Origin of the sequence: Nocardiopsis sp. LDBS0036 (assembly GCF_041228755.1) — a bacterium.
Classification (GTDB): Bacteria; Actinomycetota; Actinomycetes; order Streptosporangiales; family Streptosporangiaceae; genus Nocardiopsis; species Nocardiopsis dassonvillei.
This window is the reverse complement of record NZ_CP141103.1, coordinates 4,312,910-4,338,954: the sequence shown is the minus strand read 5'-3', so window position 1 is coordinate 4,338,954 and position 26,045 is coordinate 4,312,910. Positions and strand designations below refer to the sequence as shown.

Annotated in this window: 16 protein-coding genes, 1 tRNA gene, 3 rRNA genes and 1 pseudogene; 11 read left to right on the top strand and 10 right to left on the bottom strand. The window is 67.7% G+C overall.

What is annotated here, in order from left to right:
- Positions 1-5: 5 nt before the first annotated feature.
- From UIS43_RS18340 to UIS43_RS18320, 5 genes are all read left to right on the top strand, one after another.
- Positions 6-1,415 carry an FtsW/RodA/SpoVE family cell cycle protein gene (locus tag UIS43_RS18340; RefSeq protein ID WP_117198755.1) on the top strand — a complete coding sequence of 470 codons (1,410 nt, stop codon included), beginning with the start codon at positions 6-8 and terminating at the stop codon, positions 1,413-1,415.
- On the top strand, positions 1,412-2,866 hold the full coding sequence (locus tag UIS43_RS18335; protein WP_013156235.1) for a penicillin-binding protein 2: 1,455 nt from the start codon (positions 1,412-1,414) through the stop codon (positions 2,864-2,866). The genes UIS43_RS18340 and UIS43_RS18335 overlap by 4 nt, the downstream gene beginning before the upstream one ends.
- Positions 2,866-4,377, top strand: coding sequence for a protein kinase (locus UIS43_RS18330; protein WP_370011001.1), 1,512 nt, complete (start codon positions 2,866-2,868; stop codon positions 4,375-4,377). Before UIS43_RS18335 ends, UIS43_RS18330 begins: the two co-directional genes overlap by 1 nt.
- A gap of 78 nt (positions 4,378-4,455) precedes the next feature.
- Positions 4,456-6,297, top strand: coding sequence for a Stk1 family PASTA domain-containing Ser/Thr kinase (pknB, locus tag UIS43_RS18325; protein ID WP_370010999.1), 1,842 nt, complete (start codon positions 4,456-4,458; stop codon positions 6,295-6,297).
- A 350-nt stretch (positions 6,298-6,647) separates the two neighbouring features.
- Positions 6,648-6,902 (top strand): cell division protein CrgA, encoded by a 255-nt coding sequence (locus UIS43_RS18320; RefSeq protein WP_013156232.1) that lies wholly within the window; start codon positions 6,648-6,650, stop codon positions 6,900-6,902.
- A gap of 290 nt (positions 6,903-7,192) precedes the next feature.
- On the opposite strand, the gene UIS43_RS18315 is transcribed toward UIS43_RS18320, so the two are convergent.
- Positions 7,193-8,113 (bottom strand): rhomboid family intramembrane serine protease, encoded by a 921-nt coding sequence (locus tag UIS43_RS18315; RefSeq protein WP_013156231.1) that lies wholly within the window; start codon positions 8,111-8,113, stop codon positions 7,193-7,195.
- Between the two features lie 37 nt (positions 8,114-8,150).
- Complete coding sequence (locus UIS43_RS18310; RefSeq protein ID WP_013156230.1) at positions 8,151-8,675, bottom strand: peptidylprolyl isomerase; 525 nt, start codon at positions 8,673-8,675, stop codon at positions 8,151-8,153.
- Between the two features lie 405 nt (positions 8,676-9,080).
- On the opposite strand from UIS43_RS18310, the gene UIS43_RS18305 reads away from it, so the two are divergent.
- Positions 9,081-9,713 (top strand): hypothetical protein, encoded by a 633-nt coding sequence (locus UIS43_RS18305; RefSeq protein WP_013156229.1) that lies wholly within the window; start codon positions 9,081-9,083, stop codon positions 9,711-9,713.
- Between the two features lie 249 nt (positions 9,714-9,962).
- Here the strand turns inward: UIS43_RS18305 and UIS43_RS18300 are convergent, their stop codons facing one another.
- From UIS43_RS18300 to UIS43_RS18280, 5 genes and pseudogenes are all read right to left on the bottom strand, one after another.
- Entirely contained in the window at positions 9,963-10,604 is a 642-nt protein-coding gene (locus tag UIS43_RS18300; protein WP_013156228.1) for a DUF1707 and DUF4870 domain-containing protein, read from the bottom strand.
- A gap of 377 nt (positions 10,605-10,981) precedes the next feature.
- Positions 10,982-11,275: pseudogene (locus UIS43_RS18295) on the bottom strand (WhiB family transcriptional regulator); the annotation flags it as partial.
- A gap of 903 nt (positions 11,276-12,178) precedes the next feature.
- Positions 12,179-12,251, bottom strand: a tRNA-Ala gene (locus UIS43_RS18290).
- A gap of 260 nt (positions 12,252-12,511) precedes the next feature.
- The gene (locus UIS43_RS18285; protein WP_014912962.1) at positions 12,512-12,634 is read right to left on the bottom strand and encodes a DLW-39 family protein; all 123 of its coding nucleotides are present in this window, start codon (positions 12,632-12,634) and stop codon (positions 12,512-12,514) included.
- A 183-nt stretch (positions 12,635-12,817) separates the two neighbouring features.
- Positions 12,818-13,675: a helix-turn-helix domain-containing protein gene (locus UIS43_RS18280; protein WP_370010994.1), complete on the bottom strand. Its 858-nt coding sequence runs from the start codon at positions 13,673-13,675 to the stop codon at positions 12,818-12,820.
- Between the two features lie 777 nt (positions 13,676-14,452).
- Here UIS43_RS18280 and UIS43_RS18275 point away from each other — a divergent pair.
- Positions 14,453-14,761 (top strand): hypothetical protein, encoded by a 309-nt coding sequence (locus tag UIS43_RS18275; protein WP_013156224.1) that lies wholly within the window; start codon positions 14,453-14,455, stop codon positions 14,759-14,761.
- A 999-nt stretch (positions 14,762-15,760) separates the two neighbouring features.
- On the opposite strand, the gene rrf is transcribed toward UIS43_RS18275, so the two are convergent.
- From rrf to UIS43_RS18260, 3 genes are all read right to left on the bottom strand, one after another.
- A 5S ribosomal RNA gene (gene rrf / locus UIS43_RS18270) occupies positions 15,761-15,876 on the bottom strand.
- A gap of 96 nt (positions 15,877-15,972) precedes the next feature.
- Positions 15,973-19,068: ribosomal RNA gene (locus tag UIS43_RS18265) — 23S ribosomal RNA — on the bottom strand.
- Between the two features lie 317 nt (positions 19,069-19,385).
- Positions 19,386-20,918 (bottom strand): 16S ribosomal RNA (locus UIS43_RS18260).
- Together the 16S, 23S and 5S rRNA genes form the textbook arrangement of a ribosomal RNA operon.
- A gap of 957 nt (positions 20,919-21,875) precedes the next feature.
- Between UIS43_RS18260 and UIS43_RS18255 the strand changes: the two genes are divergently transcribed.
- The 4 genes from UIS43_RS18255 (at position 21,876) to UIS43_RS18240 (ending at position 25,670) form a co-directional block, all read left to right on the top strand.
- Positions 21,876-22,496: a DUF6230 family protein gene (locus UIS43_RS18255; protein WP_013151113.1), complete on the top strand. Its 621-nt coding sequence runs from the start codon at positions 21,876-21,878 to the stop codon at positions 22,494-22,496.
- 71 nt (positions 22,497-22,567) lie between these two features.
- Positions 22,568-22,936, top strand: a complete 369-nt coding sequence (locus tag UIS43_RS18250; protein WP_013151112.1) for a DUF6114 domain-containing protein — start codon at positions 22,568-22,570, stop codon at positions 22,934-22,936.
- Between the two features lie 164 nt (positions 22,937-23,100).
- Positions 23,101-23,772, top strand: coding sequence for a hypothetical protein (locus UIS43_RS18245; RefSeq protein ID WP_013151111.1), 672 nt, complete (start codon positions 23,101-23,103; stop codon positions 23,770-23,772).
- A gap of 257 nt (positions 23,773-24,029) precedes the next feature.
- Positions 24,030-25,670, top strand: coding sequence for an AMP-binding protein (locus UIS43_RS18240; protein WP_013151110.1), 1,641 nt, complete (start codon positions 24,030-24,032; stop codon positions 25,668-25,670).
- Positions 25,671-26,045 lie beyond the last annotated feature (375 nt).

The following is a 26,045-nucleotide window of genomic DNA, read 5'->3' as shown; positions in this document are numbered from 1 at the left end:
CCCGCGTGAGTAAGGCTTCCGAACCCGAGGCGCCCACCGCGCTGCCACCCGTCAAGAGGCGCAACGCCGAACTGGTCCTCATCCTCTTCGCCATCGTCATCACCATGGCGGGCATCGCGATCGCGGGCGTCAACCTCAACGGCCAGGTCCCCGGCGCGATGTGGACGGTGGGCCTGACCTTCGCGGCCCTGTCCGCCGCCGCGCACGTGGCGATGCGCTTCGTGGCGCCCTACGCCGACCCGCTGATCCTGCCCTGTGCGCTGTTCCTCAACGGCATCGGCGTGGCGATGATCTGGCGGATCCAGGCGGGCGAGGCCGAGGACATCGAGCGCGCCGGGGTCGGCTCGCAGCTGATGTGGACGGCGATCGGCCTGGTCCTGTGCTTCCTCATCATCATCTTCCTCAAGGACCCCAGGGTCCTCCAGCGCTACACCTACGTCAGCGGCCTGGTCGCGATCATCCTCCTCGCCCTGCCGATCATCCCCGGCCTGGGCCAGGAGGTGTACGGCGCCCGGCTGTGGATCGGCATCGGGCCGTTCACCATGCAGCCGTCGGAGTTCGCCAAGATCGCCCTGGTGATCTTCCTGGCGTCCTATCTGATGAGCAAACGCCAGGTGCTCCAGATCGTCGGCAAGCCGATCAAGATCGGCCGCTTCACGCTCATCGAACTGCCCCGGGCGCGCGACCTGGCACCGATCCTGGTCGGCTGGGTGCTGGCCATCGGCATGCTGGTGCTCCTGCGCGACCTGGGCACCTCGCTGCTGCTCTTCGGCACGTTCCTGGCGATGCTGTACGTGGCCACCCAGCGCTCCTCGTGGGTGACCATCGGCCTGCTCCTGTTCGCGGCCGGGGCGTTCGTGGCCTACCTGCTCTTCTGGCACGTCCAGGCCCGCGTCAACATCTGGCTCAACGCCTTCGACCAGGAGGTGTACGAGGCGGTCGGCGGTAGCCAGCAGCTGGTGGAGGGGCTGGTGGGCATGGCCTACGGCGGCCTCTTCGGCACCGGCATCGGCGCGGGGGCCCTGTACGACACCTTCGCCGCCGACAGCGACCTCATCCTCGCCACGATCGGCGAGGAGCTGGGCCTGACCGGCCTGCTCGCCATCCTCATGGTGCTCGGCCTGTTGGTGGAGCGCGGCATGCGCATGGCGCTCGCGACCACCGGCGCGTTCAACAAGCTGCTGGCCAGCGGTGTCGCCTTCCTTCTCGCCTACCAGGTCTTCATCGTCCTGGGCGGCCTGACCCGGGTGATCCCGCTGACCGGCTCGACCACGCCCTTCATGGCGGCGGGCGGTTCCGCGCTGCTGGCGAACTGGATCATGATGGGGATCCTGCTCCGCATCAGTGACAACGCCAGGCGCCCAGCACCGCAGGCCATCCAGGACGAGGGCGCGACACAGGTGATCCGACGATGAACACACCGATCCGCAGACTCAGCATCTTCGCCTTCGTCCTGATCCTGATCCTGATGGCCAACGTCACCTGGCTCCAGGGCTTCCAGGCGCAGGCGATCAAGGACGACCCGCTCAACCGGCGCCAGTTCACCGAACGGCTCAGCGAGGCCCGCGGCCCCATCCTGGTCGCGGACGACAACGTGGCCTACTCGGACAACATCGCCGGCGAGGGTGAGCCCGCGGAGTTCCAGCGCATGTACGAGGGCGGCGGCCTGTACACGCCGATCGTCGGCTCCTTCCGCACCTACGGCGCCTCGGGCATCGAACTCACCGAGAACTCGCTGCTCGACGGCAGCGACGACCGGCTGGCGGTGCGCAACTTCCGCGACATCATCACCGGCCGCGAGCCCGAGGGCGCCCAGGTCCAGCTCACCCTGGACCCGGAGGTGCAGCAGGCGGGCTACGAGGCCTTCCAGGGCCTGGGCGACAAGAACGGCGCGGCCGTGGCGCTCGACCCCAGCACCGGGGCGATCCTGGGCGCGGTGTCCTACCCGTCCTACGACGCCAACGAGGTCGTCAGCATCACCGACATCGACGCGGCCGTGACCAACTACACGGAGCTGGAGGCCGACCCGCGCAAGCCGCTGCTCAACCGGGCCCTCCACGAGTTCTACCCGCCGGGCTCGACGTTCAAGGTGGTGACCGCCGCGGCGGCCATGGAGCACCTGGGCGCCACCCCGGAGACGACCCAGGAGGCGCCCGACGTGCTGGAGCTGGGCGGCACGCTGCCCAACGCCACCCCGGGCGGGACCTGCAACGGCGGCCAGCCCGACACCCTGGCGCACTCGATCCAGATCTCCTGCAACACCTCGATGGCCAACTGGGCCATCGAGATGGGCGGAGAGGCCCTGTCGGAGCAGGCCACCGCCTTCGGGTTCAACCGCGAGGAGGAGTTGACGGTCCCGCTGTCGGTGATCCCGAGCAGCGCTCCGGTGGAGACCGACCGCAACATCCTGGGCCGCGCCGGCATCGGCCAGTCCAACGTGCAGGCGACCCCGCTCCAGATGGCGATGGTCGCCGCGGGCGTGGCCAACTCGGGTGAGGTCATGAAGCCCTACGCGGTGGACACCGTGCGCGACTCGGACCTGTCCGTGGTCACCCAGACCAGCCCGGAGAGCTACTCGCAGGCGGTCAGCGCCAGCACGGCCGAGTCCCTCACCGAGATGATGACCCTGGTGACCGGCCCGGGCGGCTCGGGTACCAACGCGGCCATCTCCGGCATGGAGGTCGCGGGCAAGACCGGTACCGCCGAGACCGGTGACGGAAGCCCCACCCACAACTGGTTCATCGGTTTCGCCCCGGCTGACGACCCGCAGGTCGCGGTCGCGGTCGTGGTCGAGTACGGCGGCGGCAGCGGCAACGAGCTGGCCGCGCCGATCGCCCGGCAGATGATGGAGGCAGTGGTTCAGTAGTGAGCGCCTACGAACCGTCTTCCCAGAACGGTCCCGGTGACCTCACCGGGACCGTTCTGAGCGACCGTTACCGCCTGGAGGAGCAGGTGGGCTCCGGTGGCATGGGCACGGTCTGGAAGGCCACCGACACCCTGCTCAACCGGCCCGTGGCGGTCAAGCTGCTGCACCCCTCCCAGATGGCCGAGCCCACGGCGAGGGAACGGTTCCGCACCGAGGGCCGGATCACCGCCGGCCTCTCCCACCCCGGGATCGCCCAGGTCTACGACTACGGCGAGGAGAACGGCCGCGCCTTCCTGATCATGGAACTCGTGGTCGGCGAACCGCTCTCGCAGGTCCTGCGCGAGCAGGGCCACCTCAGCGCGGACCAGACCCTGGACTTCGTGTACCAGGCGGCCAAGGCCCTGGCCGCCGCGCACGCGCGCGGCGTGGTGCACCGCGACATCAAGCCGGGCAATCTGCTGGTCACCCCGGACGGCCAGCTCAAGCTGACCGACTTCGGCATCGCCCGCGGCGACATGTCGGTCACCCTCACCCAGACCGGCATGGTCATGGGCACCGCCCAGTACATCTCCCCCGAGCAGGCCTCGGGCAGGCCCGCGACCTCCTCCTCGGACCTGTACGCCCTCGGCGTGGTGGCCTACGAGTGCCTGGCCGGAACACCGCCGTTCACCGGCGACACCCCGGTGGCGCTGGCCCTGGCGCACACCCGCGACGAGCCGCCGGAACTGCCCGAGGACGTGCCCGACGACGTCAACCACCTGGTGTCCTCCCTCCTGTTGAAGGAGCCCGAGGAGCGGCCCGCGTCGGCCAGCGAGGTCGCGCACACGGCCGCGGTGATCCGCTCCAACGCCGGAACCGGTCCGCCCACACCCTCCACCGGGTTCCAGGGGATGGCGCAGACCGCCGTGGTGGGAGCGGTGACCGGACCCGGACCCGGCTCCGGCTCGATGGCGTACCGGACCGGGGGGCAGCCGACCGCCGCCGGTCAGGAGGACGCGTCGGCTAGGCTGGCCGGGGCACCGGAGCGGCGCCGCCGCGTCAGCGTGCCCGTGATCCTCGCGGCCGCGGCCGCGGCGATCATCATCGCGGCCGCGGTGGTGGCCGGATTCCTGTCCAACGGGAGGTCCGAGGTGGGCAACATGCGCGACACCGTCGACCCTCCCGCGGCGAGCCCTTCCTCCTCTCCGGAGGAGACCGAGGAGCCCGTGGAGTCCGCCCCGGCGGACGTCCCCGTGGCCCCGGAGGGCGACACCGGCTGGAATACGCAGCCGCAGGACCCGGTGGGGAGTCCGAGCCCCTCCCCGGACGAGGACGCCGAGGAGAGCGACGCCCCCGAAGACGGTGAGGACGACGACTCCGAGGGCGGCCAGAGCCCTCCGCCCGACCCCGGCACGGGTGAGACCCCGGAGCCCCCGCCGAACAACGGCGGGGGAAACAACGGCGGTGACGACGGCAGTGGCGGTAACAACGGCGGCGGAAACGGCGGCGGAGAAGAAGTAGGCACCACCTAGAGACCGTGAGCGAGAGACGTTCAGGGTAGGCGGCGGCCCGCGGGCGGCCTCCGGAAGACACGAGGATCACTACACGACATGTCCCAGCCCCGGCTCCTCGGCGGACGCTACGAGCTCGACACCATCGTCGGGCGCGGCGGCATGGCCGAGGTCTACCGCGCACGCGACCTGCGTCTCGACCGACTCGTCGCCATCAAGACCCTCCGACACGACATGGCTCGCGACCACGTCTTCCAGGCCAGGTTCAGACGGGAGGCGCAGTCCGCCGCCTCCCTGAACCACCCGGCCATCATCGCGGTGTACGACACCGGCGAGGACATGATCGACGGGGTGTCCATCCCCTACATCGTCATGGAGTACGTGGACGGGCGGACCCTGAAGGAGCTGCTGGACGACGACCGCCGCCTCCTGCCGGAGCGCTCGGCGGAGCTGGTCGACGGCATCCTCAAGGCGCTGGAGTACAGCCACGACAACGGGATCGTCCACCGCGACATCAAGCCCGCGAACGTGATGCTGACCCGCAACGCCGACGTCAAGGTGATGGACTTCGGCATCGCCCGGTCCATGGACGACAACCAGGCGACGATGACGCAGGCCTCCCAGGTGATCGGTACCGCCCAGTACCTGTCCCCGGAGCAGGCGCGCGGCGAGCGGGTGGACCCGCGCAGCGACATCTACTCCACCGGCTGCGTGCTCTACGAGCTGCTCACCGGCCGTCCGCCGTTCACGGGCGACTCGCCCGTCTCGATCGCCTACCAGCACGTGCGGGAGGAGCCGGTCCCGCCGAGCGAGATCGACCCCCAGATCCCCCATTGGCTGGAGGACGTCACCCTCCGGGCGATGACCAAGAACCGCGAGGAGCGGTACCAGAACGCGGCCGAGATGCGCGCCGACATCCAGCGCGGCCTGGCCGGGATGCCCACCCAGGCGGGCACCATGGCCATGGCCGCCGCCGGCGCCACGACGGCGATGCCGCCCGCGCCCGCCGAGCGGTACGACGACTACGACGATTACGACGACGACTACGACGACCGCTACGACGACCGCGGGAAGGACGGCCGCGGCAAGACCGCGCTGTGGGTCCTTCTGGGCGTCGGCGTGGTCGCCTCCCTGATCCTGGTGTTCGTGCTGATGAACCTGGGGGGAGGGGATCCCGAGACGCAGACCGCCGCGGTACCGGACGTGGCGGGGTCCACCGTCGCGGAGGCCCAGTCCTCCCTGAGCGAGGCGGGCTTCGAGAACGTCACCCCGGAGCAGCAGGCGAGCGAGGACGTCGAGGAGGGCCAGGTCATCGAGACCGACCCGCCCGCCGGCGACGAGATCCCGGTGGACGAGGAGATCGTCCTGTACGTCTCCAGCGGCCCGGACGCCCTGGAGATCCCGTCCGTGCAGGGCCAGTCCGAGTCCGACGCGACCGGCACCCTGAACGACGCGGGCTTCGAGAACGTCACCTCCGAACAGAGGGCGGACGACAGCGTGCCCGAGGGCCAGGCGATCGGCACCGACCCGGCCGCCGGGGAGGCGGTCGCGCCGGACACCGACATCACGCTGCTGATCTCCTCCGGACCCAACCAGGTACAGGTGCCCGACCTGGTCGGCATGACCCGCGACGGCGCGGAGTCGGCGCTGGCGCAGAGGGACCTGAGCGCCTCCTTCTCCGAGGAGCCGAGCACGGAGGGCCCGGTCGGCACGGTCATCCGGCAGGACCCGGGGTCGGGGCAGAACGTGGCGCCCGGGAGCACGGTGAACGTCGTGCTCGCCACCGAACCGGCCACGCAGGGGCCGTCGGACGGCGACGACGGCGGCGAGTCCCCTCCGGGTGAGGGCGGGGAGACCCCTCCCGGCGGTGAGGACGGGGGCCAGACCCCGCCCGGCGGCGACGACGGCGGCTTCGAGTTCCCGTCCATGCGCAGGGACTGAACGGACAGGGCGTGACGGCGGGCCGCTTCCGTGCGAGGGCACGGGGCGGCCCGCCGTCGTGTGCGGGGCACGTCCAGGGCGGAGGACACCCGCCGTGGACGTGGGCCCCGGACCGTACGGGGTCGCCCCCGCACAGCCCGGGGGAGCTGCGGCCCGCATCGACGGGAGTCGGCTCCCGTCCCCCGCGAGGCCGAGGGGCGGCGGGGGAGCACCCGGCCGCCTGGGAGCACGACCCGGCGCCTCCGGAACCCGACGCGGATCCGGTACGTCCCGCCGGTGACGGGGGCTCCCCCCGGGGCGTAGACTGTGTTCTCGTTCAGGAACCCGCCCCACGTACTGGAGCAGCGACCGTGCCCAAGTCCCGCAGCGATCGCAAGAAGAAGGCCGTCTACACACCGCCTCCTTCGAAGGAGAAGCCCAAGGTCAGTCCGCGCTGGCTGGCACCGGCGATGCTCGGCTTCTTCACGCTGGGCATCCTGTGGATCGCCGTCTACTACATCGCGGGCAGCCAGATCCCCTACATGCAGGACTGGCAGAACTGGAACCTGCTGATCGGCTTCAGCGGCATCATCGTGGCCGTCATCCTGTCCACGCGCTGGCACTGACCCCCCGGCCGGGCGGTCGGATCGCCCGGCGACGACGGCGGACCCTCCTCCGGGTGCTCTCCACTGGCATGTCCGCACCCGGGTGAACAGCAACGACACGGGTTTTCCACAGAGTTATCCACAGGCTGTGGGTAGCTCCCTTCGGCATGCCCGCACACAGGGGGCCGGAGGCCGCGCGGGGATGTCCTCCGGGGCCGGGAGGAGTCGTCGCACGGCCCCTTGGCGGCGCGGGGGTGTCCGCGGACGCGGGGCCCGGAGGAGGGCTCCTCCGGGCCCCGGCCTCTCCGCCGTCAGCGGAGGATGATCAGCGGCGCCGTGACCACCAGGGCCACGAGCAGGGCGGCGAACGCCGCCGCCAGCAGGACGTGCGTGACCGTACGGGCACGGTTTCCGGCGGACCTGCCGGGCAGGTAGGCGAACACGGCGCCGAGCGCGAGCCCGGCGACCAGCCCGCCGATGTGCGCGGTCCACGAGATGTTGGGGACCACGAAGGTCAGCACGAGGTTGACCACCAGCAGGACGCCGATCATGCGCAGGTCCAGGCGCAGCCGCCTGCCGATGACGAGCACCGCCCCGAACAGGGCGAAGATCGCTCCGGAGGCGCCGACCGAGAACTGGTTGGGCTCCGCCAGGAGGCTGAGCACCGATCCCGCGAACGCGCCGAGCACCCACAGGGTCAGGAAGCGGACGTGTCCCAGCCAGCGCTCCAGCTGCGTTCCCAGCAGGTACATGGCGTACCCGTTGAACAGCAGGTGGAAGATGCTGCCGTGCAGGAACGCGGCCGTGAGGAGCCGGTACCACTCGCCCGGGAGCACCCCGAGCAGGGTTCCGTCCTCGACCCGGCCGATGCCGAGCATGGCGAACTCCCAGACCAGCGGCGAGGCGCCCGCCTGCCCGATCGGGGTGGACGTACCCAGCTGGGCGAGGAACCCGGCCGCCATCATGCCGAGGATCGTCCAGGTGACGTACGGCTTGGCGACGGCCCTGCCCCCGAAGGCGGTCCTGGCCCGGCGCACCCCGCGGTTCCCCTCCGAGACGCACCCGGGGCACTGGAAGCCCACGGACGCCTCGACCATGCAGTCCGGGCAGATCGGCCGCTCGCACCTGCTGCAGCTGACCCCCGTCTCCCTGTCGGGGTGGCGGTAGCAGGTGCGCGGGGCCGGGCGCTCCGGCTCCGGAGCCGCTCCGGACGGCGGTGGGGATGCGGTCATGGGCGGGTTCCTCCTCGGAGCCGGGGCGCCGTCACCGCTATCGGGTGATCTCGACGCTGTTGATCACCACGTCCTCGCGGGGACGGTCCTGGGAGTCGGTCTCGACCTGGGAGATCGCGGTGACCACGTCGTCCCCCTCGACGACCTCGCCGAAGATGGTGTGGCGGCCGTCGAGCCAGTACGGCTTGTCCACGGTGACGAAGAACTGCGAGCCGTTGGTGCCGGGGCCCGCGTTGGCCATGGCCAGCAGGAACGGACGGTCGAAGCGCAGGTTCGGGTGGATCTCGTCCTTGAACTTGTAGCCGGGGCCGCCGCGGCCGGTGCCGAGCGGGTCGCCGCCCTGGATCATGAAACCGTCGATGACGCGGTGGAAGATCGTGCCCTCGTAGAGGCTGCTGTTGGAGGGCTTGCCCGTGGTGGGGTCCACCCACTGCTTCGAGCCCTCGGCCAGACCGATGAAGTTGGCGACCGTCTCCGGCGCCTCCTTCTCGAACAGCCTGATGACAATGGTTCCCTTGGAGGTGTTCAGCCGCGCGGTGGGCTGAGCCGTGGAGTCGGACACCTACGTGCCTTTCGGTCGACTTCGTTTACGTGCTCACGTTACCCGTCCGTCCCCCGGGCTCGTCCTGGATCCGCCGCGGTCGCGCTGCGTCCGGGCAGCTCGCCGGTCCCGCGCCCACCGCGTCCGGGACTCCGTCCGCTTCGGGACGGACCCCTCTCACCCCGGGCACCCGACCGACCCCGGAGGGTGGTCTCCCCTCCTCCCGGGCCCGCCGTTCGCGGCGGGCGGACAGGAGAAAAACCCTCGGCCGGTGTCGAAACGAAGATCACACACGGAGAGGACGTATGTTGAGATAACACCCGGGTAACGGGTAAGGACGACGGAGAAACCATCCGTGTGGAGTCGAGCGTCGGCCGCACCGGGTGGAGACCGCAGAACCGGTGAACGACCGAAGGAGCTGACGACGTGCCTACCTCTTCCAAGCGACTCAAGGCACGCAAGAAAGAGACTGAGGCGAGCTTGGCTCGTCTGCAGGGCATGGCCCGGGAGAAAGCCCGGGAACAGGCCGAACGGTTTGGTCCGTACGCCGACCAGGCACGCGACCAGGCCGCTCTGAAGCTCCTCCAGGCGCGCGGCTGGACCGCACCCCGGCTGGAGAACGCCGCGCTGCGCGTGGAGGACACCGTGGCACCGCGGGTCGCCGAGGTGCTCACCGCGGCCGCCCACCGCGTGGACCCGAACCCGGGTCGCCGCGGGCTCATGCTGCTCCGGCGGGGCAACCGCCGGGTTCCCCGGGGGGTCCTGATCGGCGGCGCCGCCGTGGTCGGCGGCATCGTCGTGTACTCGCTGGTCCGCATGCGCCAGGCGGCCCAGGACGCCGAGTGGCAGGAGCACCTGGACCAGGCGCGCGACCAGGTCCGCGAGACGCGGGAGAACCTGGAGGAGCGGGCCTCGGCGACGGCGGAGAAGGCCACGGAGGCCGTGGAGGAGACCGCCAAGGCGGCCAAGACCGCGAAGAACAAGACCAAGGAGACCGTTCGCACCGCCGCGGGCGAGAACCGGGCCAAGGAGAACGGCAAGCCCGGCCACCAGGGCTGATCGCGGGGAGCGACGAGAGACGGACAGCCGTGCCGTGCGGGGGAGACCCCGCCCCCGGACTGGCTACCCTCCCTCCGCCGGGACGGATTCCTTCCGTCCCGGCTTCGTCGTGTCGGGGGGTGTGTCCGCGGGCGGGATGAGCGTGGACCGCCGCGCCCGGCTCCGGGGCGTCCGTGCGGTCCACAGCGGCGGCTCCGGGGCGTTCGGAGGCGGTGCCCCGACCGCCCCGACCCGCCTCCGGCCGGGCCCTCAGGAGTCCTTGAGGACGCGCAGGATCAGGGGGTAGCGCCAGTCGTTGCCCAAGAGGCTGGAGATGCTGGCGACGACCGGGAGGATCGCCCAGCCCAGGGCGACCGCCAGCGTCACCAGCAGGGGCGCGACGAGCCAGAACAGGGCCAGGCTCGTGAGTCCGGCGATGACGCAGAAGAGCTGGAAGTTGAGCGACTCCATGGCCTGGCGCCGCACGTAGGGCGAGATCCTGTCGCTCACGAGGAGGAGCAGGAGGGGCGCGATGACGGGGAGGAAGTAGTTCCCCGCGTGCCCGACCGCGGCCACGACCCGGTCGACCGGGGTGCTCGGCAGGGGCTCACGTGAGTCGGTCCTCTGGCGGCCTCCCGGGCCGGTGAACCGGCCGGACGGGCCGGGGGCCGCCCGGGGCGTCCCCGCCGGGGTGACGCCCAGGTCCTCGGTGAGGGGGACCAGGTCGGCCCCGAACTTGGCCCGCATGGCCCTGTCGGTGCGCTCGTCGAGCTCCTCCTCGTCGAGCTGGCCGCGGCCGAAGGCCTCCTGGAGAACCGTGATCGCGGCGTCGCGTTCGGCGTCGGTGAGGCGGATCTGCGGCCTGGCCTGCGGTTCCCAGGGGCGCCTCGCCGGATACTGAGGGTCCTGCACAGCCACTCCCACTCCCAACGGCGACGGGAGTACGGCACGGATCGGCCGTACTCCCCTCATGATGCGCCATAGGAACGGCCACGGCTATCGGGGCCGTCCCTGATCCTCCCCTGATCCGGTCCTCCCCCTTTCGGTGGAGGCCGCATCGACTTTCGTCTGTCGGGTTCCCGGCTGTCAGGCCGCCGGGCCTCCGGGGCCCAAGGCCCCGGGCCGCTGGGGCTCCCCTCCCCGGGAGCCCGTCGTCACCGGGCGGCGACGGCGGAGGGCATCCCGGTCGGGACCGGCGCGACGACCCTGGCCGGGTCCGGAGCCGGCGTCGGTTCCGGGTCGGGGCAGGAGGCCAGGGCCGGAGCCGCGGCCGGGATCGGAGAGGTCGGGGGCTCCTGCTCGGCCTGCTCCCGCTCGTACTGGCGCTCGGCGCTGGTGAGCAGTTCGTACCAGTTGGTGACGTCCTTGCGCCGACGCAGCAGGGCGCGGCGCTCGCGTTCGGTCATGCCTCCCCAGACACCGAACTCGATACGGCTGTCCAACGCCTCCGCCAGGCATTGCGTCCGGACCGGACAGCCCCGGCAGATCAGTTTGGCGCGGTTCTGCGCAGCACCCTGCACGAACAGCGCGTCCGGGTCGATCTCGCGGCATTTGGCACGGGCCGCCATCTTCTCATTCCACATGTTGCCCCACTCCCAAGATCAGCATGTGTGGTGATCGGAATCCGCCGGCTGGCGCGACCGCCGGCGGGTGAGGAGAAGCGAACCGATCCGAGGACGGTGTCACGAGGCCGGGCGGGGGCCGCCAGGCTCGTCTTCGGGGGTCGATCGTTTCGGCGCGCTGTCTTCCTCGTTGTCGCTGGTGTCGAAACTACGGTTCGTCCCAGTTCACCAACAGACCCCAAGAGGCCTATTTCTCATATGGCCCAGTAGGACCATTGCACTAAGGGGAAGTGTCATCATACACACACGCAGAGTAACTGCATATGGTAGAGGCGAGCCCGCTGCGCGAAGACGTGAAGACACCACCCCGACTTTCCATTACACGGGTGATGACCTGCGGATTCATAGCGCCTGACCGGTGGGACCGGGTACCCGGACGCGACCGGGCGAAGTGGACTCTGCGTCATCCATGTCACCCGAACGGGCTATACGGACCCCTCGGTCGTACGAACCGTGCGACCGCACCCGCCCCCCATTTCCCACCTTGACGGACGAACCGGAACTACCGAATAGTAACAAAAGCAGTTCCGTGGACTTCGGCGGCGGAAGAGTCTTTACGGGTTGACGCGAAACGCCCATTCCGCTTTTTCGTGACGTATCTTCCGAGAGCCGCGCAGCCCGCACGGGAGGGCCGCAAGACCCTCCGGCCAGAGCGCGGCGCGGAGCCGGCCGGGTCCGCGAGCGGCTCGCCGCGTGGACTCCCGCGGGCTCCCGGAGACCGCGGGAAGGGGTGCCCCCGGGGCCTCGCCGAGACGACGCGCTCCGCCGCCGCACGGCCCGCGTCCGGTCCGGCCACCCGCAACAGAAAACGGGGACCCCCGTAGGGAGTCCCCGTCACAACGCCTGATCCGCGCTTTTCCTGGGTGGAGCCAAGGGGAGTCGAACCCCTGACCTCCGGTATGCAAAACCGGCGCTCTGCCAGCTGAGCTATGGCCCCATGAACCCGGGCGCGAGCCCTGGTCACTCTGGAGAGCATACCTTCATCGGAGGGCGGTCCCGCTCACCCGGCCGGGATCCCGCGCACGAAGCCACGGTTCGCAGCTCGGGAGCAGCACAAAGCCGTGGGTCGCACCTCGGGATCATCGGCCCACCCACGTCTTCGTGTCACTCACGAGCGGGCCGGGACGGCTTTCGCCGGTCCCCGGTTCGCCCTGTGGAAGCTCCACGGCCGCGCAGGGCGGCCAGGAGACCCGCCGGTCAGCTCTCGCTGGCCGCCGTGGCCTCGGTCCACAGGTCGAGCTCGGCGCGGTCCGCCTGGATCTTGCGGTAGACGGCGAAAGCCCCGAGGGCCACCAGCGCCAGAACGATGATCTTCTTCACTGTCTGGACCCTTTCGTTGATCCGGTGCGTCAACGCGGGCTCCCGTCCGGGACGGGGGCTCCGCGGAGAACTTTATGAGGTTGTCACCAAGCAGACTAGCAAGCCGTCGGGAGCGGTCCCCGCCACAGTGGACCGATTTCCACCAACTTCTGAGCCCGATACGTGAGGAGCGCGAGCGAGGCCTCAGGTCAGCAGCGCCATCCGACGGAGAACACCCAGGCTGGCCTGCGGAGAAGCAGCGATCCGCGTGAGTTCGGACCACACCCTCTTGCAGACCGCGACCGACTCCTCCGCCTCCACGATGGAGCCGCCCTGGGTGGCCTCGACGTAGGCCAGGGCGGCCTCGTCCTCGTCGAACTCCAGGACGGAGAAGGGCCCGGCGACGCCGGGGTGCGGGCCCGCCGAGGTCGGCAGCAGCTGGACCGTCACCCGATCGGACCCGGTGGCCAACTCCACGATGCGGCTGGTCTGCGCACGCAGCAGTTCTCGGTTCCCGGACACCCGCTGGAGGGCGTCCTCCTCGACGATGGCGTGGTAGCGGACGAGGCTTCCGGAGGAACCGAGGTCGGGGCCGCCGTGGTCCAGGACCTCCTGGCGCTTGAGGTAGGCGGCCACCATGCGTTCGACGGTGCGCTCGCCGTGGCCCAGGGCCCGCGCCACCGCCGCGGTGTAGTCGGGCACCTGGAGGAGGTCGGGGACGAGTATGCCCGCGTAGGACTGCACGGAGACGGCGCCCGCCTCGTTGCCCACGTACGCGGAGGACAGGACGTCCTCGTACTCGGTCCACCAGGGGCGCAGGCGCGACTCCCGGACGAGGGTCAGGATGGCCTCCCGCTGCCCTCCGGTGACGCCGTACAGGCGCAGGAGGGCGGAGATCTCCATGACCGACGGCCACTTGCGGATGCCGGTCTCGATGTGTCCGAGCTTGGCCGGGGACCACTCCAGCTCGTCCGCGACGTCGCTGAGGGTCATACCCGCCCGTACGCGGTGGCGGCGGAGTTCGGCGGACAGCCGTCGACGACGGACCGTGGGGCTGGTCATAACGATGATCCCATGACGCAGAGTGGCGGAGGTGTACCACCAGCGAAACACGCCACCTAGCATCTAGCAATGAGTTTCTAGAAAACAGCTGCCGATTCGATGCATTACGGAGGGCGAAAACCCGGGCGGTGGAACGGCAAACCCGTCTTTCGTCATGAGGGCCGGGACCGGGGGAGCCCCGGAGGGGGATTGGCGGGAGGGTGAAGCGGTGTCGAAGGCGGACGAGGTCCCGGGGGGTGGCAGGGGTGCGGAGCTGGGGAAGGAAACGGAACGGGAAGTGGCGGCGAAGGCGTGAGCAGAACAGGGGTGGGGGCGAAGACGAGTGACGGAAAAGACGTGGAAAGCTGAAGGAGGGGATGTAAGGATGTTTGCCCGGGCACTTGAGAAACAGGAGCAACGGGAACAACAGGGATACCAGTAATAACAAGCGCACCAGGCAAGCGCACCAGGAATCACACCAGCCGCCGGTTCCCGGGACCTTCGCGAGATTCGGGTTCCCAGAACACGGCCGAAAATTCGGGGCAGGCCGTGACCGCTGGCGCCCGGATCTGTCCGCCTGGCCCAGGGCCGCGATCCGGCGGACCCGGTGTCCTCAGCGGAGCGGTGGCCTGAGAGCCGCGGCCGCGGTGACTCCAGGGAGCAGTGACTTCAGGGACGGGAGAGCCGCCTGCTTACTCCTGTCCTGTATGTCTCACCTTGATGCCAGCGTGGAGAAACCGCGTACGATGCTTGAGGTGCCTGCTTCGGCGGGCGTAACCATACACATAGAGGAAACCCATGAGCTACCCCATTGACGACGCCGAGCAGCTGATCGCGAACGCGGAGGCGGAGATGCCGCCGAGCACGCGCTCCCGTCTCATCGCGAAACTCCGGATGGGGAAGCACATCGACGAGGCCGCGGCCGAACTCGACGTCAGCCCGGCCCAGGTCTTCTCGACCGGCCGCATCCTCACGGCCTTCGGCGACCAGCTCGACTTCACGCTCACCGAGCAGCGCGACCCCTCCCTGCCGCACGGGACCGTCACCGGGTACAACAAGCGGTGCCGGTGCCCCGATTGCCGGGGAGCGCTCCAGCAGCGCGTCTGAGGCCCTGTCGGGGGTGTTCCGAGGCACCGCCGGAAGTGGAGAGCGGAGCCGGGGCGAACGCCCGGCTGACGTGGTGTCGAACGTGCTGCCGGACGGCCGACCGTTCCCGCGTCGCGCCGTTCCCGCGTCGCGTCCCGGCGTCCCGTACGTCCTGTCCGCCCCGCGGTGGGAGCGGTCGGGGACAGTTTCGGTTTCTTTCGGCTGAGGTCGTGAGTGTGATCCGGTAGGTCCTTCGGGCGATCCGGCGGGAATCCCAAGCCTTCGGGGACCAAGCCGTCCACCTGCGCTAACGCCTCGTTAACCGAGACTTCCCGAACCAATACGGCGAACACAGGCTTATCAGCCCCGGGTTGGGGAAAATCGCAGACCATGAACGAGTACGTGGACTGGTCGGCGATGAGCGAAGAAGACTTCTTTGCGCTGCTGCGGCAGCTCATCGACATTCCGGAAGCCGACGAGGACTGACCAGAGGCTGTCCCCGACGCGGGTCCCCCGCCCCTCTCACCCCCAGGCGCACGACGAGGCCGTGACCGCGGTGTTCAGCGTGCGCCGAGAAGGGGCCTCCGTGACTCGCGCCTCCGGCTTGCGCTCCCTGTCGTGCCTGTTGTCGGGGCCGGCGCGGAGGACGAGCACGCCCTGCGGCCGTCTGCGCCGTGACGAGAGTCCGCTCCCCGTCCTGACCCGTGGTCCCGGTAGCGGAAACGTGCCATGCCCCGCCTCCTGGGGCGCAGTGTCAGTCCGTGCGTCTCCCAGCGGGGGGGGACTACTGGTGTGGGTTGTCCACAGGACGCGAGACGCTCTGGCACCGCCACCCCCGCACCCGGTTGACTGGAAACAGGGGGCCCACCCAGGAACCCGCACCCCCACACGCCCACCCCCGCGTTCACAAACGCACAAACACCACCACAAAAAAGAGGGGGAAGGGGTCGCCTTGCAGGCACCCCACCCCCACCACAAAAAGAGGGGGGCCGCCCACAGGCGACCCCCCCCAACGAAAAACCGTGGCAGCGACCTACTCTCCCACCCCACCACAGGGCAGTACCATCAGCGCAAAGAGACTTAACGACCGGGTTCGGAAAGAGACCGGGTGTGACCCTCCAGCAATAACCACCACGGAAACCACACCACCCCAAACAACTCAACCCACCAAGGGGAGTCGTCCACGGCGGAAAAATCCCGTGAAAAGTGTGCGCGAACATCCAATTATCTGCAGCGGACAAGCCCTCGGCCTATTAGTACCGGTCAGCTCCACCCCTCACAAGGCTTCCACACCCGGCCTATCAACCCCATCGTCTATAGGGAGCCTTACCCCCTCAAGGAGGCAGGAGACCTCATCTCGAAGCAAGCTTCCCGCTTAGATGCTTTCAGCGGTTATCCCTCCCGAACGTAGCCAACCAGCCATGCCCTTGGCAGGACAACTGGCACACCAGAGGTTCGTCCGTCCCGGTCCTCTCGTACTAGGGACAGCCCTTCTCAAGTCTCCAACGCGCACAGCGGATAGGGACCGAACTGTCTCACGACGTTCTAAACCCAGCTCGCGTGCCGCTTTAATGGGCGAACAGCCCAACCCTTGGGACCAACTCCAGCCCCAGGATGCGACGAGCCGACATCGAGGTGCCAAACCATCCCGTCGATATGGACTCTTGGGGAAGATCAGCCTGTTATCCCCGGGGTACCTTTTAGCCGTTGAGCGACACCGCTTCCACACGCCGGTGCCGGATCACTAGTCCCAGCTTTCGCTCCTGCTCGACACGTCCGTCTCACAGTCAAGCTCCCTTGTGCACTTACACTCAACACCTGATTACCAACCAGGCTGAGGGAACCTTTGGGCGCCTCCGTTACTCTTTGGGAGGCAACCGCCCCAGTTAAACTACCCACCAGACACTGTCCCCGAACCGGATCACGGTCCAAAGTTAGATGCCCGAAACAGTCAGAGTGGTATTTCACCAACGCCTCCACCGCCACTAGCGTGACAGCTTCACCGGCTCCCACCTATCCTACACAAACCATCCCAAACACCAATGTCAAGCTATAGTGAAGGTCCCGGGGTCTTTCCGTCCTGCTGCGCGAAACGAGCATCTTTACTCGTAGTGCAATTTCACCGGGCCCATGGTTGAGACAGTGGGGAAGTCGTTACGCCATTCGTGCAGGTCGGAACTTACCCGACAAGGAATTTCGCTACCTTAGGATGGTTATAGTTACCACCGCCGTTTACTGGCGCTTAGATTCCCAGCTTCGCAGGGGCGAACCCCCACTAACCAGTCCTCTTAACGTTCCAGCACCGGGCAGGCGTCAGTCCGTATACAGCGTCTTACGACTTCGCACGGACCTGTGTTTTTAATAAACAGTCGCTTCCCCCCGCTATCTGCGACCCCACCCAGCTCAGGATGCAAGATCCGTCACCAGACAGGGCTCCCCTTCTCCCAAAGTTACGGGGACAATTTGCCGAGTTCCTTAACCATGGTTCACCCGAACGCCTCGGTATTCTCTACCTGACCACCTGCGTCGGTTTAGGGTACTGGCCACACACGAACTCGCTAGAGGCTTTTCTCGACAGCATGGGATCACTCACTTCACCAAAAACGGCTCGGCATCACGTCTCAGCTCATATAAGAGGCGGATTTGCCAACCTCTCAGCCTACACGCTTACCCCCGGACAACCACCGCCGGGTAGAGCTACCCTCCTGCGTCACCCCATCACTTACCTACTACAAGCTCGGTTCCCAGACCAGTAAGTCAAAGCTCCCCGAAGGGACCCAAGACCACCAGCGTGGTTAGCATCACCTGATTCAGTACTGGACGCTCGTGCACGGGTACGGGAATATCAACCCGTTATCCATCGACTACGCCTGTCGGCCTCGCCTTAGGTCCAGACTCACCCTGGGCGGATTAACCTGCCCCAGGAACCCTTAGTCAATCGGCGGCAACGTTTCTCACGTTGCTATCGCTACTCATGCCTGCATTCTCACTCGCACGCCCTCCACCACACGATCACTCGGCAGCTTCACCGGACGCACGACGCTCCCCTACCAACCCAAGAAACTAGTCTTGAGCTTCACAGCTTCGGCGGTGTGCTTTAGCCCCGCTACATTATCGGCGCAGAACCACTTGACCAGTGAGCTATTACGCACTCTTTAAAGGATGGCTGCTTCTAAGCCAACCTCCTGGTTGTCTCAGCAACTCCACAACCTTTCCCACTTAGCACACGCTTAGGGGCCTTAGCTGATGATCTGGGCTGTTTCCCTCTCGACTACGAAGCTTATCCCCCGCAGTCTCACTGCCACGCTTCACTTAACCGGCATTCGGAGTTTGTCTGACGTCAGTAACCTTGTCGGGCCCATCAGCCAAACAGTAGCTCTACCTCCAGCAAGAAACACGCGACGCTGCACCTAAATGCATTTCGGGGAGAACCAGCTATCACGGAGTTTGATTGGCCTTTCACCCCTACCCACACCTCATCCCCCAGGTTTTCAACCCTGGTGGGTTCGGGCCTCCACGAGGTCTTACCCCCGCTTCACCCTGGACATGGGTAGATCACTCCGCTTCGGGTCCACAGCATGCGACTCAAATCGCCCTATTCAGACTCGGTTTCCCTACGGCTACCCCACCCGGGTTAACCTCGCCACACACCATGACTCGCAGGCTCATTCTTCAAAAGGCACGCCATCACCAAAGACAAGCTTCAGCTCTGACGGCTTGACAGCACACGGTTTCAGGTACTATTTCACGACCCCTCACCGGGGCACTTTTCACCTTTCCCTCACGGTACTAGTGCACTATCGGTCACCAGGACGTATTTTGGCTTAGCAGGTGGTCCTGCCAGATTCACACGGACTTTCACGGGCTCCGCGCTACTCGGGAACACATCAACGTCTAGCCGGTACCTTCATCTACGGGACTCTCACCCACTCCGGTACCGCTTCCCAACGGTTTCAACTAACACCGACATCAACGCTCCAGGCCGGCAGACCTGAACAGATATGTCCCACAACCCCGCAAACGCAACGACTGCCGTCTATCACACGCCTACGGTTTAGCCTCTTCCCCGTTCGCTCACCACTACTAGGAGAATCACTGTTGTTTACTCTTCCTGCGGGTACTGAGATGTTTCACTTCCCCGCGTCACCACCAACCACCCTATACATTCAGATGGCGGCAACCCGACACAACTCGGGCTAGGTTTCCCCATTCGGACACCCACGGATCACAGCTCGGTTGACAGCTCCCCGTGGCCTATCGCGGCCTCCCACGTCCTTCATCGGCGCCTGGTGCCAAGGCATCCACCGTGTGCCACTATCACTTGGCCACTACAGATAATAAGATGCTCGCGCACACTATTCACAAATCAAAACACCAACCGCATACCCCAACACCACTCACATCCCCAACCACAACGGCAAGGACCCGAGAGTTCTCGGAGACGGTCCGCGGGAACCAACACCCACTCCCTACGGAGCAGAGGTTGTTTCCTCAGACACCCAACAGCGCGCCCCCGGACGCTTCTAGTCGCCCGAGGTCAAGTTCGATCTATCTTCAGCCACTCCCAAACACCCCGAAGGATGCCGGGTCCACTTTCGAGTCCGGCCGGCTGTAGAAGTAATGCCGACCTGTAAAGACTCCTTAGAAAGGAGGTGATCCAGCCGCACCTTCCGGTACGGCTACCTTGTTACGACTTCGTCCCAATCGCCAGCCCCACCTTCACTCACTCCCTCCCACAAGGGGTTAGGCCGCAAGTTTCGGGTGTTGCCGACTTTCATGACGTGACGGGCGGTGTGTACAAGGCCCGGGAACGTATTCACCGCGGCGTTGCTGATCCGCGATTACTAGCGACTCCACCTTCATGGGGTCGAGTTGCAGACCCCAATCCGAACTGAGACCGGCTTTTAGGGATTCGCTCCACCTTACGGTATCGCACGCCCATTGTACCGGCCATTGTAGCATGTTTGCAGCCCAAGACATAAGGGGCATGATGACTTGACGTCATCCCCACCTTCCTCCGAGTTGACCCCGGCAGTCTCCCATGAGTCCCCACCATTACGTGCTGGCAACATGGAACAAGGGTTGCGCTCGTTGCGGGACTTAACCCAACATCTCACGACACGAGCTGACGACAGCCATGCACCACCTGTCACCCGCCAACTAAATGACCTCACATCTCTGCGAGTCCACGGGTGATGTCAAACCTTGGTAAGGTTCTTCGCGTTGCGTCGAATTAAGCAACATGCTCCGCCGCTTGTGCGGGCCCCCGTCAATTCCTTTGAGTTTTAGCCTTGCGGCCGTACTCCCCAGGCGGGGCGCTTAATGCGTTAGCTACGGCGCGGAAACCGTGGAAAGTCCCCACACCTAGCGCCCAACGTTTACGGCATGGACTACCAGGGTATCTAATCCTGTTCGCTCCCCATGCTTTCGCTCCTCAGCGTCAGGTAAGGCCCAGAGACCCGCCTTCGCCACCGGTGTTCCTCCTGATATCTGCGCATTTCACCGCTACACCAGGAATTCCAGTCTCCCCTACCTACCTCTAGCATGCCCGTATCCACTGCAGAACCGGAGTTAAGCCCCGGTCTTTCACAGCAGACGCGACACGCCGCCTACGAGCTCTTTACGCCCAATAATTCCGGACAACGCTCGGACCCTACGTATTACCGCGGCTGCTGGCACGTAGTTAGCCGGTCCTTATTCCCCACCTACCGTCAACCTCCAGAGAACTGGAAGCCTGCGTTGGTGGTAAAAGAGGTTTACAACCCGAAGGCCGTCATCCCCCACGCGGCGTCGCTGCGTCAGGCTTTCGCCCATTGCGCAATATTCCCCACTGCTGCCTCCCGCAGGAGTCTGGGCCGTGTCTCAGTCCCAGTGTGGCCGGTCGCCCTCTCAGGCCGGCTACCCGTAATCGCCTTGGTAGGCCGTTACCCCACCAACAAGCTGATAGGCCGCGAGCCCATCCCTGACCGAAAAACTTTCCACCCTCCACCATGAGGTGGCGGGTCGTATCCGGTATTAGACGGCGTTTCCACCGCTTATCCCAGAGTCAGGGGCAGGTTGCTCACGTGTTACTCACCCGTTCGCCGCTCGTGTACCCCGAAGGGCCTTACCGCTCGACTTGCATGTGTTAAGCACGCCGCCAGCGTTCGTCCTGAGCCAGGATCAAACTCTCCATAAAGGTCACTCAACCCGACCCGCGTCCCCCGAAGGAGCCGTCTGGGCGGGTAAACCTAGAAGTAATCCTGACCAACCGGGTTACCCCGGCTAATCAAAGGAACCTCCGCACACGAACCGAGTGGTTCTGTGTGACGGGGCCAAAACAAACATGGCTTAAAGAAAATCAAACACGCGCTGTTGAGTTCTCAAGAAACAACCGCTCTTCGTGTACAAGCTGCTGTGAGCTTTTCCGTCGAAGGCGTTGTGCGTTTCCGCTTTGTTGTGTCTTTACTTTATCAGGTGTTCCGCGCCCCGCCAAATCGGCGGTTCGGGGTGTTTCTGATCGGGGTAAAGCCCGTTTCCTGTTTCGCTTCCGTGTTTCCTTGGAAGCGCCTCCCGAAGCCTAGCCGATGCAGAGCGGTGCTCGAACCGGTTCGGTTGAGAGGAAGGAGGGTGCCGCCGGACCCGGTCCGGTTCCGAGTCGGCCCGAAGGCCGCTCGCCGTCCCGTGGCGACTCGGAGAACACTACCCCCCTCGTGAACACCGAGCAAACCGCAGCCCACGTGTCGCCGCTCACACATCGCCTCACGCGCGCACCCGGGCGCGGGCGGGCTGGAGTGGGCACCGACGACTCACCCGGCTGAGAAGGCCGGTGCGGAAGAACGCTCACCGGAATGACAAAGAGCGCTCACAGCCAAATGCCACACCTCGTCCCCGACAAGCACATTCGCGCGTTTGCGCAGCTCAGGTCGGCTCTTAACGGTGCCACACCCGTGTTTGGCGTGAAAATCGGAAAAGGCGGGAAAGTTCGAAGAAGGCCCTTGAAATCCCCCCGGATGCAATACATGATGTGCAGCGTTACCGGAACGGACTCTGGTCCGGCGCCCCGAGGGACGGGGACGACCGCGACCAGGCCGCGTGCCGAAGGTTCGGGGGGACGGCAGGCGCAGCGCGGCCATGCACCCACGGAAGGACATGCATGGACACCACATCCCCCGACACCCCCGAGAGCCACACCAGCTGGAAGCGCTTCGCGCTCTTCTCGATCCCGGCGGGCGCGGCCGTGGGCGGCATCCTGGTCGCCATGGCTCAGGGCGCCCTCGCCGCCTCCTTCACCGTCTCCGGTCAGGACTTCAAGATCTCCGCGGAGGAGCTGAACGGCGAGGGCTTCGTCCAGTACGGCTGGCTGGACCAGACGGTCCGCGAGGAGGCCGTGCCGGTGGCCGTCGCCGGGATCCGCGAGGCCGAGATCCAGGGGCTGTGCCAGTCGGTCCTGACCGAGTTCCCCATCGTCGGACAGATCTCGCTCCGGCTGACCGCCGGTGACCGGGGCACCCCGGTCGTCGCGGAGAACCTGGTGATCGACATGTCGCAGATGGACGGCAACGCCTCGTTCGAGGACATCGAGATCGGCCGCGACGCGGGCACCCTCGACCAGGGCCCGCAGGGGTCGCGGGGGTTCGACGACCTGTTCGGCATGCAGTCCGACACCATCGTGATCGAGGACCTGGAGCAGACAGCCAGGGCCGCCAGCGCCGGGACCTTCCGTCTCTCCGGCCTGAGCTTGGGCATCAGCATGGGGGACGACGAGTGCTTCTGAAGCCGTCGCGGAGCGCGGGCGCGCGCTGGCGCGGATGGCGCAAGCGCCGCCCCTTCGCGGGAGGGCTCCTGATGATCCTCTCCGGCGCCGTCATGGCCTCGCTCGTCGCGATGCCGGTGGAGCTGATGATCCAGACCGGTGTCGGCGGGGTCTCCTCGCTGATGTTCGGCGGCATGCTCGCCGTTCTGGGCCTGGTCACCTGGTTCACCCCGAACCAGCACGTCATCACCGGTTCGCTGGCCGGGTTCCTCGGTCTGGGCGCGCTCATCCTGTCCAACCTGGGCGGTCTGGTGGTCGGCACCCTGCTGGCGCTGGCCGGTGGCGGACTGGCCTTCTCCTGGCGGCCGGTCGCCCGGCCGCCCCGGCGGAGGGGACGACGACGGAGGCGCCGGGAGGAGGAGGGCGTGGAGGCCCCTCCGGACACCCGAGCCGGGGACTGAACCGGCCCCCGTACCACCGGGGACACGCGCGGAGAGCGTCACGGGCCCGTGTGTTCCCGGAGGCCACAGGAAAACCACGTCTACCGATTCGGCGCGTACAACCCCCCGACCCCGCCGTGCGGCGCATCCGTGTGCCGTCCGGCCGCCACACACAAGGAGTACCCATGTCGGTTCCGCGACCGATATCCCCCGCCCGCGCCCTCCTGGCGACGGCTGCGGCGGGTGTCCTGGCCCTGGCCTGGGGCGGTAGCGCCTCCGCCCAGCAGGGTCCGACCACGGTGACGCCCGCCGGGGCGGCCTTCGAGGCCGCTCTGAGCGGCAGCGCCACCTTCACCGCCGGCAGCGTCGTGGTGACCTGCGACGCGTCGTCCACCTCTCCGGGCAACGGGAACAACCTGGTTCCCACGGCTCCCGGCAACCACAACCCCGGTGGCGCGGTCTCCTCGACCATCAACGCGCCGGACTTCACGGACTGCTCGACCAACGTCCCCTTCGTGTCCGCGACGGTCACCGTGGCCGATCCCGTGTGGGAGATGACCATGCAGCACGGGTCACCGACCGTCGGCACCATGGTGATCCCGGCCGGGGGCATCGTGGTGACCACGAGCGGCCTGGCCTCGTGCACCGCGACGGTCAGCCCTGACGCGGCCGCCGCCATCGGCGGCACGTGGACCAACGGCTCCCCCGCCTCGACCCTGGCCTTCGACACCGCGGCCCCGGTCGAGGTGACGGGCGGGTTCGGCTGCCCGACCAGCGCGACGCAGGCCCCCTTCGAGGCGGTCTACGAGGTGACCAACGCCGACGCCCCGTCCTCGCCCATCACCGTGACCGGCTAGCCCCCACCGACCGTGGCAGCTGCCCGGGGCCGCCGTGCGGTGCGCGCGGCGGCCCCGCCGCGGTGCCCGAGGGGTTCGCGCGCATCCGTCCTTCGTACGGGGGTGACAACCGCGCGCCGGCGGGGACTCATCCGGGGACGGAGAAACGGCGGGGGTTCCTCGCCTACGGTCGCAGTACTTCCGGGGAGTCACGCGGCGAAGGCTCCCCGGTGAGGCGCGGAACGCTTCGCCCGTCCCCGTCAGCTCCCGGAGACACCATGGCGCCCAACGCCGAAGGCCCGCACGCCACCTCCCGCACGCGACACGTCCTGGAAACGGTGCGGGTGCTCGTCCGCGCCGGTGTGCTCAGCCCGGGACGTCCCGACAGGGTCGTCCGTCAGCTCCGCGCGCTGCGCACGTGGGGCGCCACGATCGCCGGGGGCTACGCCGCCGCGAACGAGCGCGTGCCCGACGCCGTCGCGGTCGTCGACGAGCTGGGCCCCACGACCTTCCGCGAGATGGACCTGCGCGGCCGCGAGCTGGCCAGGGACCTGCGCCGCGCGGGTGTGGGCGCGGGTGCGCGCGTGGGCGTGCTGTGCCGCAACCACAGCGGTTTCGTGCAGACGATGGTGGCCTGCGGGCGCTTGGGCGCCGACACCGTGCTGCTGAACACGGGGCTGTCGGCGGGCCAGCTGGCCGCGGCCGTGGGGGGCAACGGGGTGTCGGTGGTCGTCGCCGACGCCGAGTTCGAGGGGATGTGCGCCGAGCTCGATCCCGGTGTCGTGCGGGTGACGGCCTGGGGGGAGCCCTCCGACGGGGGCCCGGGGGTGCCGTGGCGGGCGCGGGAGGTCTCGGAGTCCGATCCGGAGCCGCCGGAGCGCCCCGGCCGTCTGGTCGTGCTGACGTCGGGGACGACGGGCGCGCCCAAGGGGGCGCGGAGGCCCACTCCGAGGGGGCCGCAGGACGCGGCGTCGGTGCTGTCGCGCATCCCGCTGCGGTCCTCGGACCGCATCCTGGTGTCGGCGCCGATCTTCCACACGTGGGGGCTGGCGGGTGTGCAGCTGGGCATGTCGATGCGGGCGACGTTGGTGATGAGGCGGCTGTTCGAGCCGGAGGACGCTCTGCGCACGGTCCAGGAGGAGCGGTGCACCGCGCTGTTCGCGGTGCCGGTGATGCTGCGGCGGATCATGGACCTGCCCCGGTCCACGCGCGAGCGGTACGACACGTCGTCGCTGCGGATCGTGGCGTGCAGCGGCTCGGCGATGAGCCCGCAGCTGATCACGGGTTTCATGGACGCGTTCGGGGACGTGCTCTACAACCTGTACGGGTCGACCGAGGTGTCGTGGGCGACGATCGCGACTCCCGGGGAGATGCGGCTGTCCCCGACGACGGCGGGCCGTCCGCCCCTGGGGACGCGGATCGCGGTCCTGGACCCCGGCGGGGTGGAGGTGCCTCCGGGGACGGAGGGGTCGATCCACGTCGGCAACGACATGCTCTTCGACGGCTACACGGACGGGCGGAGCAGGAGGGTCGCGGACGGGTTGATGGAGACCGGCGACCGGGGTCACGTGGACGCGAACGGGCTGCTGCACGTGGCGGGCCGGGACGACGACATGATCGTCTCGGGCGGGGAGAACGTGTTCCCCCGGCCGGTCGAGGAGGCGATCGTGACGCTTCCCGAGGTGCGTGAGGTCGTGGTGACGGGTGTGCCCGACGAGGAGTTCGGGCAGCGGTTCGCGGCGTACGTGGTGCCGCACGAGGGCCGGGGCGTGGATCCGAATCAGGTGCGGACGCACGTGCGGCGGGTGCTCGGGCGGTTCTCGGTGCCGCGCGACGTGGTGGTCGTGGACGAGCTGCCGCGCAACGCCACGGGCAAGGTGGTCAAGCGCCTGCTGCCCCGTCGGGAGGAGCGCGGATAGGTCGGTGGGGTTGGTGCCCGCCCGGGCCGGACGCACGGGTGCGGGCAGCGGGGCACCGCGCGGGTGGAGTGCGTGACCGCCCGGGCCGCAAATCCGGGTGCGGGAGACGCCACGCGGATGGAGTGCGTGACCGCCCGGCCGGACGCGCGGGCGCCGGGACAGCCGGGTGCGCGTGGGGGGACAGATGCGGGTGCGGAGACGGATGTGGGTGGGGGGGCACCGCGCTGCTGGCGTCCGTCGGGGCGCGCCGCCTTCCGTGAACGCGCGCCGTTCCCGCGCGGCGGTCCCGTGTGACGGCGGGGACTCGGGTGCGCGGCACCGGCGCCCCTTCCGACCTGCGACGACCCCGTGCGGCACACCTGGGGGACGCGGTAC